This window comes from Sabulicella rubraurantiaca, assembly GCF_017355885.1.
In the GTDB taxonomy this organism is placed as follows: Bacteria; Pseudomonadota; Alphaproteobacteria; order Acetobacterales; family Acetobacteraceae; genus Roseococcus; species Roseococcus rubraurantiacus.
In genome coordinates this window covers 305,832-322,677 of the sequence record NZ_JAFEUU010000004.1, presented here as the reverse complement: position 1 = coordinate 322,677, position 16,846 = coordinate 305,832, and the positions used below count along the sequence as shown (strand labels likewise).

The 16,846-nt window shown below is 70.4% G+C and carries 20 protein-coding genes; 9 read left to right on the top strand and 11 right to left on the bottom strand.

Annotated elements, in window-relative coordinates; genetic code table 11:
• Positions 1 to 5 precede the first annotated feature (5 nt).
• Positions 6 to 452, bottom strand: coding sequence for a MaoC/PaaZ C-terminal domain-containing protein (locus tag JTJ31_RS10180; protein WP_207538531.1), 447 nt, complete (start codon positions 450 to 452; stop codon positions 6 to 8).
• The gene (locus JTJ31_RS10175; RefSeq protein WP_236020051.1) at positions 452 to 1,735 is read right to left on the bottom strand and encodes a DUF445 domain-containing protein; all 1,284 of its coding nucleotides are present in this window, start codon (positions 1,733 to 1,735) and stop codon (positions 452 to 454) included. Before JTJ31_RS10175 ends, JTJ31_RS10180 begins: the two co-directional genes overlap by 1 nt.
• Positions 1,736 to 1,897: 162 nt before the next feature.
• Here JTJ31_RS10175 and JTJ31_RS10170 point away from each other — a divergent pair, with 162 nt between their 5' ends.
• Together JTJ31_RS10170 and JTJ31_RS10165 are read left to right on the top strand one after the other, a co-directional pair.
• On the top strand, positions 1,898 to 2,614 hold the full coding sequence (locus JTJ31_RS10170) for a metal ABC transporter ATP-binding protein (RefSeq protein WP_207538530.1): 717 nt from the start codon (positions 1,898 to 1,900) through the stop codon (positions 2,612 to 2,614).
• Positions 2,611 to 3,471 (top strand): metal ABC transporter permease, encoded by an 861-nt coding sequence (locus tag JTJ31_RS10165; RefSeq protein WP_328805716.1) that lies wholly within the window; start codon positions 2,611 to 2,613, stop codon positions 3,469 to 3,471. The genes JTJ31_RS10170 and JTJ31_RS10165 overlap by 4 nt, the downstream gene beginning before the upstream one ends.
• A gap of 14 nt (positions 3,472 to 3,485) precedes the next feature.
• On the opposite strand, the gene JTJ31_RS10160 is transcribed toward JTJ31_RS10165, so the two are convergent.
• The gene (locus tag JTJ31_RS10160) at positions 3,486 to 4,370 is read right to left on the bottom strand and encodes a helix-turn-helix domain-containing protein (RefSeq protein WP_207538529.1); all 885 of its coding nucleotides are present in this window, start codon (positions 4,368 to 4,370) and stop codon (positions 3,486 to 3,488) included.
• Between the two features lie 151 nt (positions 4,371 to 4,521).
• Here JTJ31_RS10160 and JTJ31_RS10155 point away from each other — a divergent pair, with 151 nt between their 5' ends.
• Both JTJ31_RS10155 and JTJ31_RS10150 read left to right on the top strand, forming a co-directional pair.
• On the top strand, positions 4,522 to 5,673 hold the full coding sequence (locus JTJ31_RS10155; RefSeq protein WP_207538528.1) for an amidohydrolase: 1,152 nt from the start codon (positions 4,522 to 4,524) through the stop codon (positions 5,671 to 5,673).
• Positions 5,670 to 6,257 (top strand): cysteine dioxygenase family protein, encoded by a 588-nt coding sequence (locus JTJ31_RS10150; RefSeq protein WP_207538527.1) that lies wholly within the window; start codon positions 5,670 to 5,672, stop codon positions 6,255 to 6,257. The genes JTJ31_RS10155 and JTJ31_RS10150 overlap by 4 nt, the downstream gene beginning before the upstream one ends.
• On the opposite strand, the gene JTJ31_RS10145 is transcribed toward JTJ31_RS10150, so the two are convergent.
• From JTJ31_RS10145 to JTJ31_RS10120, 6 genes are all read right to left on the bottom strand, one after another.
• Positions 6,254 to 6,970 (bottom strand): CHAP domain-containing protein, encoded by a 717-nt coding sequence (locus JTJ31_RS10145; RefSeq protein ID WP_207538526.1) that lies wholly within the window; start codon positions 6,968 to 6,970, stop codon positions 6,254 to 6,256. The genes JTJ31_RS10150 and JTJ31_RS10145 overlap by 4 nt on opposite strands.
• 329 nt (positions 6,971 to 7,299) lie before the next feature.
• On the bottom strand, positions 7,300 to 7,650 hold the full coding sequence (locus JTJ31_RS10140) for a RidA family protein (RefSeq protein ID WP_207538525.1): 351 nt from the start codon (positions 7,648 to 7,650) through the stop codon (positions 7,300 to 7,302).
• A gap of 42 nt (positions 7,651 to 7,692) precedes the next feature.
• Positions 7,693 to 8,667: a Gfo/Idh/MocA family protein gene (locus JTJ31_RS10135; RefSeq protein ID WP_207538524.1), complete on the bottom strand. Its 975-nt coding sequence runs from the start codon at positions 8,665 to 8,667 to the stop codon at positions 7,693 to 7,695.
• Entirely contained in the window at positions 8,668 to 9,900 is a 1,233-nt protein-coding gene (locus tag JTJ31_RS10130; protein ID WP_207538582.1) for an MFS transporter, read from the bottom strand.
• A gap of 2 nt (positions 9,901 to 9,902) precedes the next feature.
• Positions 9,903 to 10,250, bottom strand: coding sequence for a hypothetical protein (locus tag JTJ31_RS10125; RefSeq protein WP_207538523.1), 348 nt, complete (start codon positions 10,248 to 10,250; stop codon positions 9,903 to 9,905).
• Between the two features lie 8 nt (positions 10,251 to 10,258).
• Entirely contained in the window at positions 10,259 to 10,720 is a 462-nt protein-coding gene (locus JTJ31_RS10120; RefSeq protein WP_236020049.1) for a hypothetical protein, read from the bottom strand.
• Between the two features lie 67 nt (positions 10,721 to 10,787).
• Here JTJ31_RS10120 and JTJ31_RS10115 point away from each other — a divergent pair, with 67 nt between their 5' ends.
• The 4 genes from JTJ31_RS10115 to JTJ31_RS10100 are packed head-to-tail and all read left to right on the top strand — an operon-like array spanning position 10,788 to position 14,373.
• Positions 10,788 to 12,044 (top strand): amidase, encoded by a 1,257-nt coding sequence (locus tag JTJ31_RS10115; RefSeq protein WP_207538522.1) that lies wholly within the window; start codon positions 10,788 to 10,790, stop codon positions 12,042 to 12,044.
• Entirely contained in the window at positions 12,041 to 13,270 is a 1,230-nt protein-coding gene (locus JTJ31_RS10110) for a flavin-dependent oxidoreductase (RefSeq protein ID WP_207538521.1), read from the top strand. Before JTJ31_RS10115 ends, JTJ31_RS10110 begins: the two co-directional genes overlap by 4 nt.
• Entirely contained in the window at positions 13,267 to 14,163 is an 897-nt protein-coding gene (ltnD, locus tag JTJ31_RS10105; protein WP_207538520.1) for an L-threonate dehydrogenase, read from the top strand. Before JTJ31_RS10110 ends, ltnD begins: the two co-directional genes overlap by 4 nt.
• Before the next feature lie 45 nt (positions 14,164 to 14,208).
• A complete protein-coding gene (locus JTJ31_RS10100; RefSeq protein ID WP_207538519.1) occupies positions 14,209 to 14,373 on the top strand; it encodes a hypothetical protein in 165 nt (54 codons plus the stop codon).
• A gap of 148 nt (positions 14,374 to 14,521) precedes the next feature.
• On the opposite strand, the gene xth is transcribed toward JTJ31_RS10100, so the two are convergent.
• Both xth and JTJ31_RS10090 read right to left on the bottom strand, forming a co-directional pair.
• Positions 14,522 to 15,292, bottom strand: a complete 771-nt coding sequence (gene xth, locus JTJ31_RS10095) for an exodeoxyribonuclease III (protein WP_207538518.1) — start codon at positions 15,290 to 15,292, stop codon at positions 14,522 to 14,524.
• Positions 15,289 to 15,636: a HesB/IscA family protein gene (locus tag JTJ31_RS10090; protein WP_207538517.1), complete on the bottom strand. Its 348-nt coding sequence runs from the start codon at positions 15,634 to 15,636 to the stop codon at positions 15,289 to 15,291. The genes xth and JTJ31_RS10090 overlap by 4 nt, the downstream gene beginning before the upstream one ends.
• Positions 15,637 to 15,655: 19 nt before the next feature.
• Here JTJ31_RS10090 and JTJ31_RS10085 point away from each other — a divergent pair, with 19 nt between their 5' ends.
• Complete coding sequence (locus JTJ31_RS10085; RefSeq protein WP_207538516.1) at positions 15,656 to 16,822, top strand: deoxyguanosinetriphosphate triphosphohydrolase; 1,167 nt, start codon at positions 15,656 to 15,658, stop codon at positions 16,820 to 16,822.
• The last annotated feature ends 24 nt before the right edge of the window (positions 16,823 to 16,846 follow it).

The following is a 16,846-nucleotide window of genomic DNA, read 5'->3' as shown; positions in this document are numbered from 1 at the left end:
GCCGCCTATTCCTTCAGGAAATGCGTGCCTTCCATGGTGATCACCACCACCCCGTCGGCGATGCGCGTGCCGGTGTAGCGCATCGTCGCAACGCCCATCCCGGCGCGCTTGCGGTGGGCCTCGGCGGCGAGCACCTCGCCTTCTACACGGATCTCTTCATCCGGGCGCAGCGCGGCGGGCCAGCGCGTGTCGATGCGCGACCCACCCAGGCTGACCTCGACGAACAGCCTGGATCCCATGATGCGCCCGAAGCACGCACCCATCGTGTGCAGGCCGCTGGCCACCAGCCCCTTGAACAACGGCGCCTGCCGCGCCGCCTCCGGGTCGGTGTGGAAGGGCTGGGGGTCGTACTTGCGCGCGTATTCGATGATCTCCGCCTCGCTGAGCGACAGCGTCCCGAAGTCGAAGCGCTGCCCGGGCAACAATTCGCGCCAGGAGGAAAGCGGAGTCATCAATGCGCGACCCTCCCGGTCAGGGCATAGATCAGGAGATACAGCACCCCACCGGCCAGGAAGCCGACGATGGTCCCGTTCATCCGCACGTATTGCAGGTCCCGGCCCACGCGAAGCTCGATCTTCTCCGTGACCTCCGCCGTGTCCCAGCCTTTCACCACCCCGGCAATGAACTCGGCCAGCCGCGCCTGGGCGGAGGGGAGCAGGGTGTTCAGCGTGCGCTCCACCGCGCCGTTCAGCTTGGCGCGGGCATTCTCGTCCTCGGCCAGGAAGCGGCCCGCATTGGCCAGCGCGCCTTCGATCACCGCGACGCTGCGGCCATTGGAATTGGCGGCGTCGGCGGCCAGGGCGTCGCGCAGGCGGTTCCAGATGTCGTTCAGCCACTCGGCGACGGCGGGGTGGGACAGGGCCTGCCGGATGGCACCGCCCAGCGCCGCGGCGCGCTGCGGCTCGTTTTCCAGCCGCTCGATCTCGCTTTCCAGCCAAGCCTCGAAGGCTTGGCGCAGGGAGGAATCGCCCGGCTCCATCTTGGCCAGCTCGCTGTTCACTGTGTCCAGCACGCGGTTGGCGACATAGGCGCCGGCCGCCCAGCCCACCAGCGCCCCGCCGGACTCCCGCACCCGCGCCTTGATGGCGTCGCGCAGCGAGTCCTGCCGCTCGGCCAGGATCAGTTTGAGCCGGTCGAGGGCGAGGTCGAGCACCGCCTGGTGCCGCCCGCCCGCAATCAGCGCCCGCAGCGCCCGCGCCACCACCTGCGCCGCGCCCGGCCCGCCCGCGACGCGGGGCAGAAGGCGCGTAAGCATCCGCCGCGCCCGCCCATCCTCCAGCGTCTGGAGGAGGCGAGGCAGGGCGGCGGCCAGGGCCTCGGCCGCGGGGCGGCTGGCCTGCCGATCCGCCAGGAAGCTGCCGATGATGCCTGCCACATCCAGCCGCGCGATCACCCGCGCCACCTCGGATTCCGTGAAGACGTGGTTGGCGACGAAGCGGCCCAGCCCCTGGCCCAGCCGCTCCTTCTGGCGGGGGATAATGGCGGTGTGCGGGATGGGCAGGCCCAGGGGGTGCCGGAACAGGGCCGTGACTGCGAACCAGTCGGCCAGGCCGCCCACCACCCCGGCCTTGGCGGAGGCTGCCAGCAGATCGGCACCGAAGGAGGGTGGCAGCGCATAGCCCAGCGCCATCAGCGCGCCCATCAGGAGGAGAAGAAAGGTCGCGAAGGCCCGGTGCCGGGCCAGGGCGGCGCGCAGCGCCTCGTCCTGGGCGTTCATGCCCCCGAGAATAGGCATGGTAATTCGCATTGGCGACCGGCCCGCCGGCATGTTATATGATAACCTCATGCTTCGCTTCGCCAACCCGCTCGACCTCGCTGCCCCGGCCAGCGCGCGCCTCGCGCTGGCGGCCGCGCTGCTGGCCGTTCTCTGGAGCGGTGTGTTCTGGGCTCTCGCCGCATGAGTCTTGCGGTGCGGAACCTCACGGTGAGTCACGACCGGCGTCCCGCCGTGCATCACCTGTCCTTCACCCTGCGGAAGGGTGGGCTGATGGCGGTGGTTGGCCCGAACGGTGCCGGCAAGTCCACGCTGCTGCGCGCCATCGCTGGGCTTCACCCGCCTGCGGAGGGCGAGGTCGTGGCGGAAGGCCGCGTGGCACTGCTGCCGCAGCAGGCGGGGCTCGACCGCACCTTCCCCTTCTCCTGCCGCGAGGCGGTGATGCTGGGGCTGTGGGCCGAATGTGGCAGCTTCGGCCGCATCTCCGAGGAGGGGCGCGTGCTTCGCGCTCTTGAGGCGGTGGGGCTGCACGGCTTCGCGGGGCGCCCGGTCGGCAGCCTGTCCACCGGCCAGTTCCAGCGCCTGCTCTTTGCCCGCCTCCTCCTTCAGGATGCGCCGGTGATCCTGCTGGATGAACCGTTCAACGCGCTCGATGCCCGGACCGCGGCCGACCTCCTGGCCCTGGTGCGTCGCTGGCATGGCGAGGGACGGACCATCCTCGCGGTGCTGCACGACCTCGATCTGGTGCGTGAAGAATTCCCGGAGACGCTGCTGCTGGCGCGCGAGGCGGTGGCGGTGGGGCCGACCCAGGAGGCTCTCTCCTCTGCCAACCGGCTGCGAGCACGCCGCATGGCGGAAGGTTGGGACCCCCACGCGGAGCCTTGCGCGCGGGCGGCGTGACCCCCTTCGATCCCTTTCTTGAGTTCGGCTTCCTGCGCCGTGCCCTGATGGGCTGCGTGGCGCTGTCGCTTTCAGCGCCGCCGCTCGGCGTGTTCCTGGTGCTGCGACGCATGAGCCTGGCGGGGGACGCGCTGTCGCACGGGATGCTGCCGGGCGTGGCGCTGGGCTTCGTGGTGTTCGGGCTCTGGCTGCCCGGCCTCGCCCTGGGCGGGATGTTGGCGGGGCTGCTGATCGCCCTTGGTGCCGGCGCTCTGGCGCGCGGCACGGGCGGGCGGGAGGATGCGTCGCTCGCCGCGCTCTACCTGACCGCGCTGGCCGCCGGGGTGGCGATCATCTCCTGGCGGGGCTCGGCCGTGGAACTCACCCAGATCCTGTTCGGCAGCGTGCTGGGCGTGGATGACCCGGCGCTGCTGCTGATGGGCGGCTGCGCCAGCCTCACCCTGGGTTTTCTCGCCTTCGCGTGGCGGCCGCTTATTTTGGAATGCTTCGACCCAGCCTTCGCGCGGGCGGTGGGGGTTCGCGGGTCGGCCTGGCACCTTTCCCTGCTCGCGCTCGTGGTGCTGAACCTCGTGGCGGCGGTGCAGGCGGTGGGGAGCCTGATGGCGGTGGGGCTGATGATGCTACCCGCCATCGCAGCCCGGCATTGGGCACGCAACGTGGGCGGGATGGTCGCCATGGCGTGCGGAATCGCCCTGGCGGCCAGCCTCCTTGGATTGGGAGCGTCCTTCCATCTGGACGTGCCGAGCGGCCCGTCCATCCTGCTTTCCGCCGCTGGCATCTGGGCGGTCTCCGTGGTGGCGGGGCCGGTAGACGGGCTCATCGCGCGGCACTGGCCGCGCCGCCACCTGTCGGGCTGAAGGCCCGGCGCGGCTCAGTCGGTCAGCAGGACCGTCCTGCGCGTCAGATCGCGGAGCCGTTCCGCCGCCTCGGGGCCCTTCAGAGCCTCGCGCCAGATCGTCTCGGCGATGCGCTGGTGCGCCGCCACGGACTCATCCGCCGCCGTGATCCCCGCAACGCCGACCTGCGCCCCGGCCGGCAACTCGGCCGAGAGCGGGGAGGTGACGACATGCGCACGCTCCCGCCCGCGCAGCACCACGAAGGGCGCAGCGGGCTGCGGGCCGCGCGTGAGGCCGATCTGCAGGCCGAGCGGCATGGCGTCCATCAGCGCCGCGAGGGCCAGCACTTCCTGCCGCGCCGCCTCCCGGCAGCGTTCCCGCGTCGCCGGCGGCAGGTCGAGGCCGTAGCACAGACCCTGAGACAGGAAGGACACGATCGCCGCCTCGCCCAGCACCGCGATCACGGTGGGGCGGCGCGCGGCGTACAGCCGCTTGCGCGCGATCAGCGCCCCGAGCGCCTGGTCCGCCTGCGCCAGCGCTGCGGCGCCCTCATTGCCCGGCGGGGCGGCTTGGCGCCATGCCTCCGCGAGCGCGCCGTCAAAGCCTTCCGAGGTGAGCAGGTCGCAATAGGGGAAGCCGATCTGCAGAACCTGGTCGGCTTGTTCCTCCAGGCCGCGCAGACGCTCCTGGAAGGCGGCGGGGCGCGCGAAATACTCGATGCCGATGCCCAGCAGGGCCAGGGGGGAGACCTTCAGCAGCTCCGCAAGGCGCCGGATCGTCTCCAGCTTGATCACCTCGCCCTTCTCGTAGCGATAGAGGGCGGCGCGCGACACACCGAGTCGGGCGGCGATCTCCTCCGCCCGCATGCCGGATTCCATGCGGTAGGCGCGTAGTTGCTGGCCGATATCCGCGAATTTCATTAGACCTCCTGTGCCTGCAACCTGAGCGCGGTTTCAGAAAGGGGATACAACCATCGCTCATAAGAACAAGGGCGTGAAACGACAACACGACGAAAAAACCGCGCCAGTGGCGGCAGTGGCTCACCAAGTCCACAACGGCTAGTGTCCGGAAATGGACCAGGAACTTCATCGCCGCCTCACCGCATGGCGCCGTCATCTGCACGCAAATCCCGGCCTGACGCTGGATGAGGGCGACACCGCCGCCTTCGTCGTCGAGAAGCTGCGGGAACTCGGCATCACCGAGATCGAGTCCGGAATCGGCGGGCATGGCGTCGTCGCCACGCTGCGCCGGGGCGGCGGCAACCGCGCCGTGGGGCTGCGCGCCGACATGGACGCGTTGCCGATCCAGGAGGCGGACGAGTTGCTGCCCCACCGTTCCACCAAACCCGGCGTGATGCATGCCTGCGGGCATGATGGACACACGACGGCATTGCTGGGCGCCGCCGCGCTGCTCCAGGCCGACCCGAACTGGACCGGGACGGTCCAGCTGGTCTTCCAGCCCGCGGAGGAAGGCGGCGGCGGAGCCCGCAAGATGATCGCGGACGGGCTGTTTCAGCGATTCCCGATGGACCGCATCTTCGGCTGGCACAACTGGCCCGGCCTACCGGCCGGGACGGTGGCGGTGCATGATTCGGCGGTGATGGCCGCAGGGGCGCGCTTCGACATCACCTTCGACGGTCATGCCGGCCACGCCGCCCTGCCGCACCTGACGCGAGACCCCATGCTGGGCGCGGGCCATGCCATCGTGGCGCTGCAATCCATCGTGGCGCGCGGGGTGGACCCGATGAAGGCGGGCGTGGTCAGCGTCACCATGGCCGTGGCCGGCGAGGCCCAGAACCAAGTCCCCTCCCGTGCCGTTCTGCGCGGGACAGCGCGCTGGCTGGACGATTCGGTGGGCAGCCTGATCGAGGAGCGGATGCGCGAGGTGGCGCGCGGCATCGCCCTGGCCTTCGGCCTGCACGAGCAGGTGAACTTCAACCGCGGCGTGCCCGTCACCGCGAATCATCCGCGGGAGCGCGACATGGCGGCTGCCGCCGCCGCCTCCCTCACCGAGATGCGCCGCGACGTGCCGCCGGCCATGACCGGCGAGGATTTCTCCTGGTTCCTCCACGAGGTGCCGGGCGCCTTCGTCTGGATCGGTAACGGTCCCGCCGAGGACGGGCGCGAGCTGCACCACCCGAATTACGACTTCAACGACGAGATCCTGCCGGTCGCCAGCGGCTTCCTGGCCGAGACGGCGCGGCGGGCCCTGGGGGAGTCATGACCGGAACCGACAAGCTGCGCGGCTTCATCCAGGCCATGACGCGCCTCGCCGAGCAATCGCCCGGAGAGGCACGCTGGCTGGAGGAGGGCGGGGCGCTACTGTCGGAACTGGTGCGCGAGGATGACTGGCTTCCCGACGCCATGGCGGAGCCAGGGCCGGGCTACCGGCAATACCTGCTGCATTGCGACCCGCTGGAGCGCTTCAGCGTCGTCAGCTTCGTCTGGGGCATTGGCGCGCGCACGCCGGTGCACAACCACAAGGTCTGGGGCTTGGTCGGCATGCTGCGCGGTGAGGAGGTGTCGGTGACGATGCACCCCACGCCGGAGGGGAAGATGCGCTCGGGGCAGGTGGACCGGCTGCGCCCCGGCGAGGTGGTGCGCGTCGGCTCCGGCGAGGAGGATGCGCATTGGGTGGAGAATGCCTTGCCTGACCGGCCCAGCATCTCCATCCACGTCTATGGCGGGAATATCGGCGCGGTGGAGCGCCACAGCTTCGACCCGGAAACCGGCGAGAAGCGCCGGTTCATCTCGGGCTACAGCAACGCGTTCGTCCCCAACCTTTGGGACCGCTCGCGGGCGGCTTAGCGTCGCCGCTGCTGGGTGCGCGCCGCCGGGCGGCGCTGCGTCGGGGAGGCAGGGCGCACCGTCTCGCTCCGCGTGTAGGAGACGTGGCGGATCATGTCCTCGTTCGCCGCATAGGTCGTCGCCGGGCGATTGTGGATGAAGCCGTGGGTCGGGTACTCGCGGCCGAAGGTACCGCTGTCCCAACCGACCTGTACGCGCACACGCGTCCAGGAATTGTCGTCCGACACGTCCATGACGCGGATGTCCCGCATGACCTGCCCGCGGCGGATGCCAGGGCCGCCCCAATTGGCGTGGTCGATCTCGATCATGCGGCCATGGAGGACCCGCGACACCACGGCGACGTGGCCCATCGGCATGCCACCCGTGCCGGGGAAGGAGAGGATCGAGCCGGGCTCCGGGCGCTGGCCGCGGGCGTAGCGGCCGGCGGCGTTCCCCCACCACTCGCGACCGTTCCCGAAGATATCCATACCAGTGACGCTGCGCGCGTAGGGCACGCAGGAGATGCCGGCGGAGTAGACGGCGCGGGTGGCGCCGCGCGTCGTCTGGAGGCTGGCGCGGTTATGCGGCGCGGCCCGGCTGGGACGGGACTGTGGAGCCTGCCGCGCCTGTCCGGTCTGTGACCGTGCCTCGGAGCGGGCGGCCTCCGCCTCAGGGGCGGCGGTGATCCCGGCAATGCCGAGGCACATAGTCAGAAGCGCGGCTTTCAGGCGCATGCAATCCCTCCTGGAGCGCGATGCCAGAAGGACCCCCCGTCTGGCGCGGGGGGACTAAGCCGGGACCAGGATCACATCGACAACCCGCCGTTGCGTCACAATGCGTAATGCGCCGTGATTTGTCGGATGGCCAACCGCTTTGGCGCTTAGATCAGGAACATCGTCCTGCCAAGCTTCCCACGCGCATGATTTGCAACAGTGTTGCGGCTGAAATGCCACATCGGAAAATTGGCCTGCAATAACGCCATTGTGGGAAGGTGGTTGCCGATTCCGATAAAAAAAGGCACCCCGGCGGCGCCGGGGTGCCCCTTCTTGGGAGAGCCTTCAGGTCAGCGGCAGGCCGTGACCATGATCTCCACGAGGTGGCGGGGGTCGGCCATGTTCGCCTCCACGCAGGCGCGGGCCGGGCGGCCAGCATCGCCCAGCCACTCCACCCACACCTTGTTCATGGCGTCCCGGTCGCGGATGTCCTTCAGCCAGATCTGCGCCTGGAGGAGGCGGGTCTTGTCCGTACCGAAATTCTCCAGCGCGGCGTCGATCTTGGCCACGACCTGACGGGTCTGGCCCGTCACGTCCTGCGACAGGTCATCGGCGGTCATGCCGGCGCAGAACACGAAGTTGTGGTACTCGACCGCGCCCGAAAGGATCGGGTTGCTGCCGTAGCGGCTGATCTTGCTCATCGTCCGGGTGCTCCAGGGTTGCGTCGGGTTGGATAGCGTTGCTCAGGCCACGCGGCAAACGCTGCCGGAACTGGCGGCCCAGATCATCGTCTCGAAGACACTGACGCCGTGGATCGCCTCCTCCGGAGGGAGGGGGTAGGCAGGTCCGCCGGCAACGGCGGCGGCGAAGGCCTCCAGCTCGGCGCGCTCGATATCGGTGGGCGGGAAGTCGGTCACCTGATCCTCGCCATCGCGCGGGCGGAAGGTAAGGCGCTCATGGCCGTGCAGCTCCGCCCAGCCATCCGTTCCGTACAGGGCGACGCGCCACAGGCGCGGTGCGGCCGCCAGGGTGGCGAAGGTGACGGTCGCGCCGGATTCCAGAGTCGCGAGCATCGCCGTCGTGTCGTCGATCGTGGGCAGGACGCGAGCATGGCTCACCACCCGCACGTCGCGGAACCGCCCGGCGAGGTTGATGATCATGTCCACCATGTGGATGCCCATGCCGCCCATGCCGCCCAGTGGGCTCTCGGCGCGGTCGGCGCGCCAACCCCCCGGCTTGTAGGCGAAGCCGCCCGGCCCGCTGAATTGGCCCTCGACATGCAGAAGCGTGCCCAGGCGGCCATCGGCCAGCATGGACTTCATCTCCGCCACGGCGGGAAGGAAGCGCCGATTGTGGCCGAGCGCCAGCACCACCCCGGCGGCTTGGCACGCCGACACCGCGGCCTCGGCGCTTTCGCGGGAGAGGGTGAAGGGCTTCTCGACGAAGACATGCTTTCCGGCGCGGGCGGCGGCCACCACTTGGTCGGCGTGCTGGGCATGGGGCGTCGCGAGGACCACGGCCTGGACGCGCGGGTCGCCCAGCACCGCCTCATACCCCTCGTGCAGGGTGATGCCCTTCTCGGCCGCGTAGGGGCGGGCCTTCTCGATCGTGCCGGTGCTGCCGGCGACGAAGCGCAGCCCCGCCCCGTTGCGGCCCTGCACGCTGTCCACCAGCTTGCGGCCCCAGTTGCCCATGCCGACGATGGCGCAATCCAGCATTCAGATCGTTTCCAGATGTTTGGCCCACGCGCGGATTCGCGTGGCGCCCCAGAGCGCGACCATGAGCGTGAGGCCAACGGCACACAAGGTGGGCAGCCGCATCCCGAAGGCCTCGCCCACCGTGCCGAGCACCAGCGCGCCCAGGGCCGGGCAGGCGCGGGTGATGAGGCCCCAGAGCGAAAGGGTGCGGCCGCGCATCTTGGTCAGTGCCGCCGACTGCGCCAGCGTCTGCACAGAGATGCCGTGGATGGAGGCGCAGGCCCCGAAGGCCGCTGCGCAGGCCACGGCGAAGGGGAACCAGCCCGTCGCCACGAAGCCGGCGGTGAAGACGGCCTGTGCCGCGATTCCCGCCACGGCCAGGCGTGTCGCCCCCGCCAGTTTCCCGCGCGAGGCAACCCAGAGCCCGGCCACGAGCGCGCCGACGCCGATCGCCGCCGTCAGCAGCGCGAGGCCGGGCGCACCCTGGCCGAAGAGGCGCTCCACATAGGGCGGCAGGATCTCCTGCACGCCGCGAAGCAGGATCGCGGTGGTGCCGGCGAAGAGGAAGATCGGCCCGATGCCGGGATGCGTGGCGGCATAGCGGATGCCTTCCAGCATCTCGGCCAGCAGCGACGCCTCGGGTGCGTGGCCACGGACATGCTCTGCTTCCGGCCGCAGCAGCGGCATGGTGAGGCAGGCGGCGAGATAGGCGGCCACGTTGCACAATATGGCGGGAACCACGCCAAAGGCCGCGATCATGGGCCCGGCGATAGCCGGCCCCAGGAAGCGCGCCACGTTGAAGCAGAGTGAGTTGCAGGCCACCGCCGCCGGCAGGTCGGCGCGCGGCACGAGGCCCGGCATCAGCGCCTGCCGCGCGGGCTGCGCGAAGGAGGCGGCGATGCCGCCGATTACCTCGAAGAACAGCAGCGGCCCGATGGAAATCAGCCCGGTCATCGTCAACAGGGCAACACCCAGCGCCTGCACGGCGATGACCGCCTGGGCGATCATGGTCAGCCGAACCCGGTCCATCCGGTCGGCCACGGCACCGGCAATCGGACTGAACACCACGGCAGGGGCGAGGTCGCAAAAGGCAACCATCCCCACCCAGAAGGGCGAGCGCGTCAGTTCCCAAGCGAGCCACGTCACCGCGATGCGATGCATCCAGAGCCCGGTCCAGGCGGTGAGCGAGGCGCCGAAGAAGATGCGGGCCTCGCGGTGCGAAAGGGCGCGGCCAAGCGCGCCGAAGGAGGCCAGGCTCAGCGCCCTGGCGTGACGGGCGCGGCCGGCGCGGTGCGCTGGGTCTGGCGCGTGTTCTCGCGGATGCAGTCATTCACCAGCCGGTCGTACTGGAAGCCGCGGCCAAGGCGGTCCTGCGTGGCACGGTGGGTGAAGGGCGTCGCCTCAGCGCCGAGGCGGGCGTCGCGCTCATCCTCGCGGATCAGCTGGGAGCGGTCCTGCCGGGCGAGGATGCGCGTCACCTCCTCGCGGCAGGCGGCAACCACGCGGGGGTTGGTGTCGGGCGCGCCGGGACGGGGCTGAAAGAAGCTTTCGGTGCGTGGGGCACAGGCAGCGGCGAGCAGAAGCAGAGTGATGGCGGCGCGCATGGGAATCCTCAGGCCGGAAGGCTCCGCGACAACATGCCACGCAACGCCGCATCCGCGAACCGCCCGGTGGCATCCAGTGGTGCCTTTGCCGCGGCAGCCAGGAGCGCCGGATGGAACTCCGCGCCCTCCGGGCCGATGGCGAAGAAGCCGCGCAGCCATGGGGCGCGGCCCATCACCTCCACCAGCGCCAGGAGTCGGAGGCAGAGGGCTAGGCCGCCCAGAGTGTCCAGCCCGACATGCTGAGCCATCGCCTCGGCCCAACAGGCTGCGTCGGGGTCGGTGAGGGCGATGGGGTCGGCATCGGCAAAGACCAGCAGCCGTGCCGGACCCCAGAGTCCCGCATCGGCGGCGGCGCGCGCCACCTCCCATGCCGCTTCCAGCGCCTGGGGGGAAACCGTGGGCAAGGCTTCGGCGGACACCGCGACCTCATGGCGCAGCGCGCCGCCGGGCAGGGGCTCGGTGGTGACCATCACCGCTCCAAGTGGTGGCCCCGGCCGATGGTTCCCAGGCACAGCGGCGCATGGTTACGCTGCGCCCATGACGGACCTTTCCCGCTTGACCGCGACCGAGACCCTTTCCCGCGTCCAATCCGGGCGCACCGACCCACGCCAGGTGGCCGAGGCGCTGCTGGAGGCGGTGGCCGCGCGCGAAAACGTGCTGCGCGCCTTCGTCTGGCACGACGCAGATGCGGTGCGCGCGCAGGCCGCGCGGGCGACGGGGCCGCTCGCCGGCATCCATATCGGCGTGAAGGACGTGCTGGATACGGCGGACCAGCCTTCCCAGTACGGATCGCCGATCTGGGCCGGACACCGGTCGCGCACAGACAGCGCGGCCGTGGCGCTGGCCAGGCGGGCCGGGATGGTGATCGCGGGCAAGACCGTAACGACCGAATTCGCCACGCGCTTCCCGGGGCCGACCACGAATCCGCATGACCCGCGCCACACGCCGGGCGGTTCCTCGTCCGGATCGGCGGCGGGGGTGGCAGCCGGGTTCTTTCCCCTCGCCATCGCCACGCAGACCGGGGGAAGCGTCATCCGACCGGCGGCGTTCTGCGGCGTCCATGGCTTCAAGCCGTCCTTCGGCGCCATTCATCGCGGCGGCATGAAGGTGATGAGCGAGAGCCTGGACACGATCGGGCTGATGGCGCGCTCGCTGGACGACATCGCGCTGGGCATGCGCGCCCTGACCGGCCGCGACCATGGCCGCCCCTCCGAGCGGCCGGACCGCGCCCCGCGCATCGGCGTGACAATGGGGCCGGGCGAGGCGCTCTGCGGCGAGGAAACGCGGGCGCTGATTCACCGCGTGGAGGAGGCAGCGCGGCGCGCCGGTGCGGTGGTGGAGCCCTTCGCCATGCCATCCGAGTGCGCCGAGGCCAATGCGCTTCACCCCTTCGTGATGAACATGGAATCCGCCGACGCCCTGGCATGGGAGATGGACCACGCCCGAGCACTCCTTTCGCCGGTGCTCCGGGAGAAGATGGAGGGCGCGATGGCGGAGGACCCGGCGAAGCTGGTCGCTGGTCGCGTGGCCTTCGTCGCGGCGCGGCGCGCCATCGTGGCGGCGATGCAGGGCTTCGACGTGCTGCTCACTGCCTCCGCGCCCGGCGAGGCGCCGGAAGGCATCGGCTGGACGGGCGATCCGGGCTGCAACTCGCTCTGGACCGCGCTGCACCTGCCCTGCGTGACCGTTCCGGCCGGGAAGGGTCCGAAGGGGCTGCCGCTGGGCGTGCAGGTGGTTGCGGCGGATGATGCGGCGGCGCTGCGCTGGGCCGCCTGGGTGGAGGCGGCGCTGTGATCCTCATCGCCGGGGGCGGGATTGGCGGGCTGGTCGCGGCCCTGTCGCTTCACGCCGCCGGCCGCCCCTGCCGCGTCTTCGAGGCGGTGGAGGAGATCCGCCCACTGGGGGTCGGCATCAACCTCCTCCCCCATGCGGTGCGGGAACTGACCGAGCTTGGCCTGGGGGACCGCCTAGCCGGCATCGGCGTGGCGACGCGGGAGCTTCGCTACGTCTCCGCGCATGGCCAGCTCATCTGGCGGGAGGATCGCGGCCTCGCCGCAGGGTATCGCTGGCCGCAATACTCCGTGCATCGCGGCCGCCTGCACATGATGCTGCTGGAGGTGGCGCGGGAGCGCGGCATCCCAGTCGAAACGGGGCGGCGCGTCACGGGCTTCGCGCAGGATGCGCAAGGTGTAACCCTCGCCTTCGACACGAACGGCGAGGCGCGGGGCGAAGCGTTGGTCGGTGCCGACGGCATCCATTCTGCGATCCGGCGCCACTTCACGCCCGATGAGGGACCGCCCTGCTGGCAGGGCGCCATTCTTTGGCGCGGCACCACCGTGGCGCCGCCCTTTCTGGGTGGCGCGACCATGGTGCAGGCCGGGCACCACAGTCAGAAATTCGTCGTCTACCCAATCGCCCACAATCCCGACGGGACCGTCCTGACCAACTGGATCGCGGAGATGAAGGTGGACCCCGCGCAGGGCTTCCGGCGCGAGGACTGGAACCGCGAGGCCGACCGCTCCGCCTTCCTGCCGCATTACGAATCCTGGGATTGGGGCTGGCTGGACGTGCCCGGGCTGATCCGCCGCGCCGAGCGCGTACTGGAATACCCGATGGTGGATCGCGACCCGCTGCCACGCTGGACGGAAGGGCGCGTGACCCTGCTGGGCGATGCCGCGCATCCCATGTACCCGATCGGCTCGAACGGCGCCTCGCAGGCGGTGCTGGATGCGCGGCAACTGGCGCTGAACATCGCGCGCCATGCGCGGGTGGAGGAGGGGCTGCTGGCCTATGAGGAAGCGCGCCGCCCGCCAACCGCGAAGCTGACATTGGCGAATCGCGAACTCGGGCCGGATCTGATCCTGGAGGAGGTGCATCGCCGCGCCCCGGATGGGTTCCGCGACCTCGAATCCGTGATCGCCCAGGCGGAGCTGGAACGCGTGGCGGCCGACTACAAGAAGCTGGCCGGATTCGACCCGGCCGCGCTGAATGCGCGCGAAAGCTGGAGCACCGGGGCATGAAGGCAGCCGTGATCGGCCTGGGCAGCATGGGCGGCGGCGCGGCGCAGAGCGCGCTGCGTGCAGGGCTGGACGTCACGGGGGTGGACCCGTCGGAGCGCGCCCGCGCCGCCTTCGGCAACCGCGCCGTGGCGCGCGGGGCCGATCTCGAGCCGGGCCAGGAAGCGGTGCTGGTGCTGACGGTGAATGCGGCGCAGGCGCGGCAGGCGCTGTTCGGGGAAGGCGGCGCAGCGGCGCGCGTGATGCCTGGCGGGGTGCTGGTGGTCAGCGCCACCATGTCGCCGGCGGAAGCCCGCGCCCTGGCGGTGGAGGCGGAATCGCGCGGCCTGCTCTACCTGGACGCGCCGGTTTCTGGCGGCGCGGTGGCGGCCCGCGAGGGCCGCATGACAGTGATGGCGAGCGGCAGCGACGAAGCCTTCGCCGCAGCCAAGCCGCTGCTTGATGCCGTATCCGGCAAGGTGTGGCGCCTGGGCGCGGAGCCGGGGCAGGGCGCGGCGATGAAGGTCGTGCATCAGCTTCTGGCCGGGGTGCACATCGCCGCCGCAGCGGAGGCCATGGCTCTGGCGATCAGGGCCGGGCTGGAGCCGCGCACGGTCTATGACGTGGTGACGAGCGCCGCCGGCAATTCCTGGATGTTCGGCAACCGCATGGCGCATGTGCTGGAGGGCGACGACACGCCGCTCTCGGCCGGCGACATTTTCGTGAAGGATCTGGGCTTGGTGGAGGCGATGGCGCGCGAGGCAGCGATGCCGGTGCCGCTCGCTGCCCAGGCGCTTCAGCTCTTCGTGGCCCAGCGCGGGCTGGGGCAGGGTGGCCGCGACGATGCCTTCGTGATCCGCGTGTGGCAGGCCTTGACCGGGATCGCGCTGCCGGGCGAGGCTGCGAACGAGAAGTGAACGAACCCACTTGCGTTCGGATTTTGTTCATGGTTCGCTCCCCTCATGAGCGCGAACACCTGGACCGACGACGAGCTTCGCATTCCCCCCAAGCCGCTGCGCATCACGCTTCATGCGTCGCCGCGGCTGCTCCGCTGGCAGTCCCTGCCGCTGGCCGCGATGACGGGGCTCTCCCTCGGCCTCGTGGCGGCGGGGTTCCTGGCCGGGTGATGGCGCTGGCCGCGCCCCTGCTTCTCGCGGGGTGCGGCTGGTTCGGCGCCTCACCGGCGCCGGTGGTGTCCGATCCGCCGGTGGTCGTGTATCCGCCCCTCGCCGAAGGCGGTCGCTACATGCCCTGGAGGGGCGGGTGGCGTTCCCCTCAGGCGGCGAGCCTGACCAGCACTGGCGCGTGGTCCGAAGGGCTCTCCTCCGACCGCGCCATCGTGTCCACCTCGCAGGATTGAAGCCGCTCTGCCAGCTCGGCGGATAGCAAGGCGTGGTCGATCCGCAGGCCGCGATTGGTTTCGAAGGCCGAGCCGTAATCCCAGTAGGTGAAGGGCGCGTCGTCCGGATGCAGGGCGCGCAGCGAATCCGTCAGTCCGAGATGCAGCAGCGCGCGGAACCGCGCCCGGCTGCCCGGATGCACCAGCGCATCGGTGGGCGGCAGGGCGCCGGGGGCGAGGTCGTCGTCGGTGGGGCAGACATTGAAGTCGCCCAGGATGGCGAGGGGCTCGAAATGGTCGAGCCGTGCGGCGGCCCATTCGCGCAGCCGTTCCATCCAGCGCCACTTGTACTCCAGCCCCGCCTCGCCGCCACTATTGCCGTTGGGCAGGTAGATGCCGGCCAGGACAATTCCGTTCAGCCGGGCCGCAAGGAAGCGGGCATGGTCGTCCTCGGCCTCGCCGGGGAGTTCCTCGCCGATCACCTCGAAATCGTGGCGCGTGACCAGGGCGACTCCGTTGCGCCCCCCACGCTGGCCGACGACATGGAGCTTCCAGCCCGCAGCCTCGAATTCCAGGCGCGGGAATTCCTCGGTGCGGCACTTGAGTTCCTGCAGGACCACGGCATCGGGCTGCGTGCGCTCGAGGAAGCGCAGCAGATGCGGCGCGCGCCTCCGCACCGAGTTCACGTTGAAGCTGGCGAGGATCACGCGACGGCGAAGGAGGTGCCGCAGCCGCAGCCGCTGACGGCCTGCGGGTTCGAGACCTTGAAGTGGCTGCCCATCAAGCTGTCGTGCCAATCCAGCACCGCGCCGCCAAGGAAGTCGAGCGAGACGGAGTCCACATAGACCCGCGTTCCCGCGACCTCGACCACCAGATCGTCATCCTCGGGCTTGTCATCCAGCGCGAAGCCGTACTGCAGGCCGGAACACCCGCCCGCCGAGACGCTGACGCGCAGACCGGCGCCGGGCCGGCCTTCCCGCGCCGCAATGGCGGCGATCTCCGCCGCCGCGCGTTCCGTCACGCGAAACCCAGGGGTGCTTGCGCTGTCCATGTCTGCCAATCTAGGGGCGATGCCTGATGATTTCCACACGCCGCGCCCGAAGGCCGCCCATGCGGTGCGGGCGACTCGCGGTCGCCTCCATCCCGAGGCCGAGGATCCTGCGCGTACCCCCTGGCAGCGCGACCGCGACCGCATTATCCATTCCCGCGCCTTCCGGCGGCTGCAATACAAGACGCAGGTCTTCGTCTTTCACGAAGGCGATCATTTCCGCACCCGCCTGACCCATTCCATTGAGGTGGCGCAGATCGCCCGGTCACTGGCGCGGATGCTTTCCCTCGACGAGGATCTGGCCGAGGCGCTGGCCCTGGCGCACGACCTCGGCCACCCGCCCTTCGGCCATGCGGGGGAGGAAGCCCTGAATGCCTGCATGCGCCCGCATGGTGGCTTCGACCACAATGCCCAGTCCCTGAAGCACGTGACGCGGCTGGAGCGGCGCTATGCCGGGTTCGACGGGCTCAATTTGTGCTGGGAGACGCTGGAAGGCTTAGCCAAGCACAACGGTCCAGTGCGGCGTCCGACCGGCTTCATCCGGGACTACGATGCGCTGCACCCGCTCAACCTCGGCACCCATGCGAGCGCGGAGGCGCAGGTCGCCGCGCTGTCCGACGACATCGCCTACAACAACCATGACCTAGAGGATGGGCTGCGCGCCGGCATCCTCACCTTGGAGGATGTGGAGGAGCTTCCCCTAGCCGGGGAGGCGCTGCGCGCCGCGCGCCTCGCCCATCCTACCCTGCCGAGCGACCGCGCCGCGCCGGAGATGGTCAGGCGGGTGATCGCTGCCATGATCGCCGATGTGGCCTCCGAGGCGACGCGCCGCATCGCCGCGCTGAACCCGCGCGACGCGGACGACATCCGCGCCGCCGAGACGCCGGTCGTCGCCTTCAGCGAGGCGATGGCGAGGCGGAATGGGGAGATCCGCGAGTTCCTGTTCGAGCGCATGTACCGGCATTTCCGCGTCAACCGCGCGACGCAGAAGTCGAAGCGTGCCTTGCAGGTGCTGTTCCAGCTTCTCCATGGCGGACCGCAGATGCTGCCCGACCCCTGGCGCGGCTGGGCCGGGCGAGCCGGGACGCCCGAATGCGCCCAGGTGGTGTGCGACTACATCGCCGGCATGACCGACCGCTTCGCGCTGGAAGAGTACCGGCGTCTCACCGACCCGCACACGGTGGGGTAGGGCAGGCCCTCTTGCCGAAGGGGC

What these genes read in the sequence shown, in the direction of transcription:
- JTJ31_RS10090 (WP_207538517.1), bottom strand. Translation starts at nt 15,636, where the DNA reads ATGGACAGCGCAAGCACCCCTGGGTTTCGCGTGACGGAACGCGCGGCG.
- JTJ31_RS10125 (WP_207538523.1), bottom strand. Translation starts at nt 10,250, where the DNA reads ATGCGCGCCGCCATCACTCTGCTTCTGCTCGCCGCTGCCTGTGCCCCA.
- JTJ31_RS10180 (WP_207538531.1), bottom strand. Translation starts at nt 452, where the DNA reads ATGACTCCGCTTTCCTCCTGGCGCGAATTGTTGCCCGGGCAGCGCTTC.
- JTJ31_RS10175 (WP_236020051.1), bottom strand. Translation starts at nt 1,735, where the DNA reads ATGCCTATTCTCGGGGGCATGAACGCCCAGGACGAGGCGCTGCGCGCC.
- ltnD (WP_207538520.1), top strand. Translation starts at nt 13,267, where the DNA reads ATGAAGGCAGCCGTGATCGGCCTGGGCAGCATGGGCGGCGGCGCGGCG.
- JTJ31_RS10150 (WP_207538527.1), top strand. Translation starts at nt 5,670, where the DNA reads ATGACCGGAACCGACAAGCTGCGCGGCTTCATCCAGGCCATGACGCGC.
- JTJ31_RS10155 (WP_207538528.1), top strand. Translation starts at nt 4,522, where the DNA reads ATGGACCAGGAACTTCATCGCCGCCTCACCGCATGGCGCCGTCATCTG.
- JTJ31_RS10115 (WP_207538522.1), top strand. Translation starts at nt 10,788, where the DNA reads ATGACGGACCTTTCCCGCTTGACCGCGACCGAGACCCTTTCCCGCGTC.
- JTJ31_RS10100 (WP_207538519.1), top strand. Translation starts at nt 14,209, where the DNA reads ATGAGCGCGAACACCTGGACCGACGACGAGCTTCGCATTCCCCCCAAG.
- JTJ31_RS10135 (WP_207538524.1), bottom strand. Translation starts at nt 8,667, where the DNA reads ATGCTGGATTGCGCCATCGTCGGCATGGGCAACTGGGGCCGCAAGCTG.
- JTJ31_RS10085 (WP_207538516.1), top strand. Translation starts at nt 15,656, where the DNA reads ATGCCTGATGATTTCCACACGCCGCGCCCGAAGGCCGCCCATGCGGTG.
- JTJ31_RS10140 (WP_207538525.1), bottom strand. Translation starts at nt 7,650, where the DNA reads ATGAGCAAGATCAGCCGCTACGGCAGCAACCCGATCCTTTCGGGCGCG.
- JTJ31_RS10160 (WP_207538529.1), bottom strand. Translation starts at nt 4,370, where the DNA reads ATGAAATTCGCGGATATCGGCCAGCAACTACGCGCCTACCGCATGGAA.
- JTJ31_RS10120 (WP_236020049.1), bottom strand. Translation starts at nt 10,720, where the DNA reads ATGGTCACCACCGAGCCCCTGCCCGGCGGCGCGCTGCGCCATGAGGTC.
- JTJ31_RS10145 (WP_207538526.1), bottom strand. Translation starts at nt 6,970, where the DNA reads ATGCGCCTGAAAGCCGCGCTTCTGACTATGTGCCTCGGCATTGCCGGG.
- JTJ31_RS10170 (WP_207538530.1), top strand. Translation starts at nt 1,898, where the DNA reads ATGAGTCTTGCGGTGCGGAACCTCACGGTGAGTCACGACCGGCGTCCC.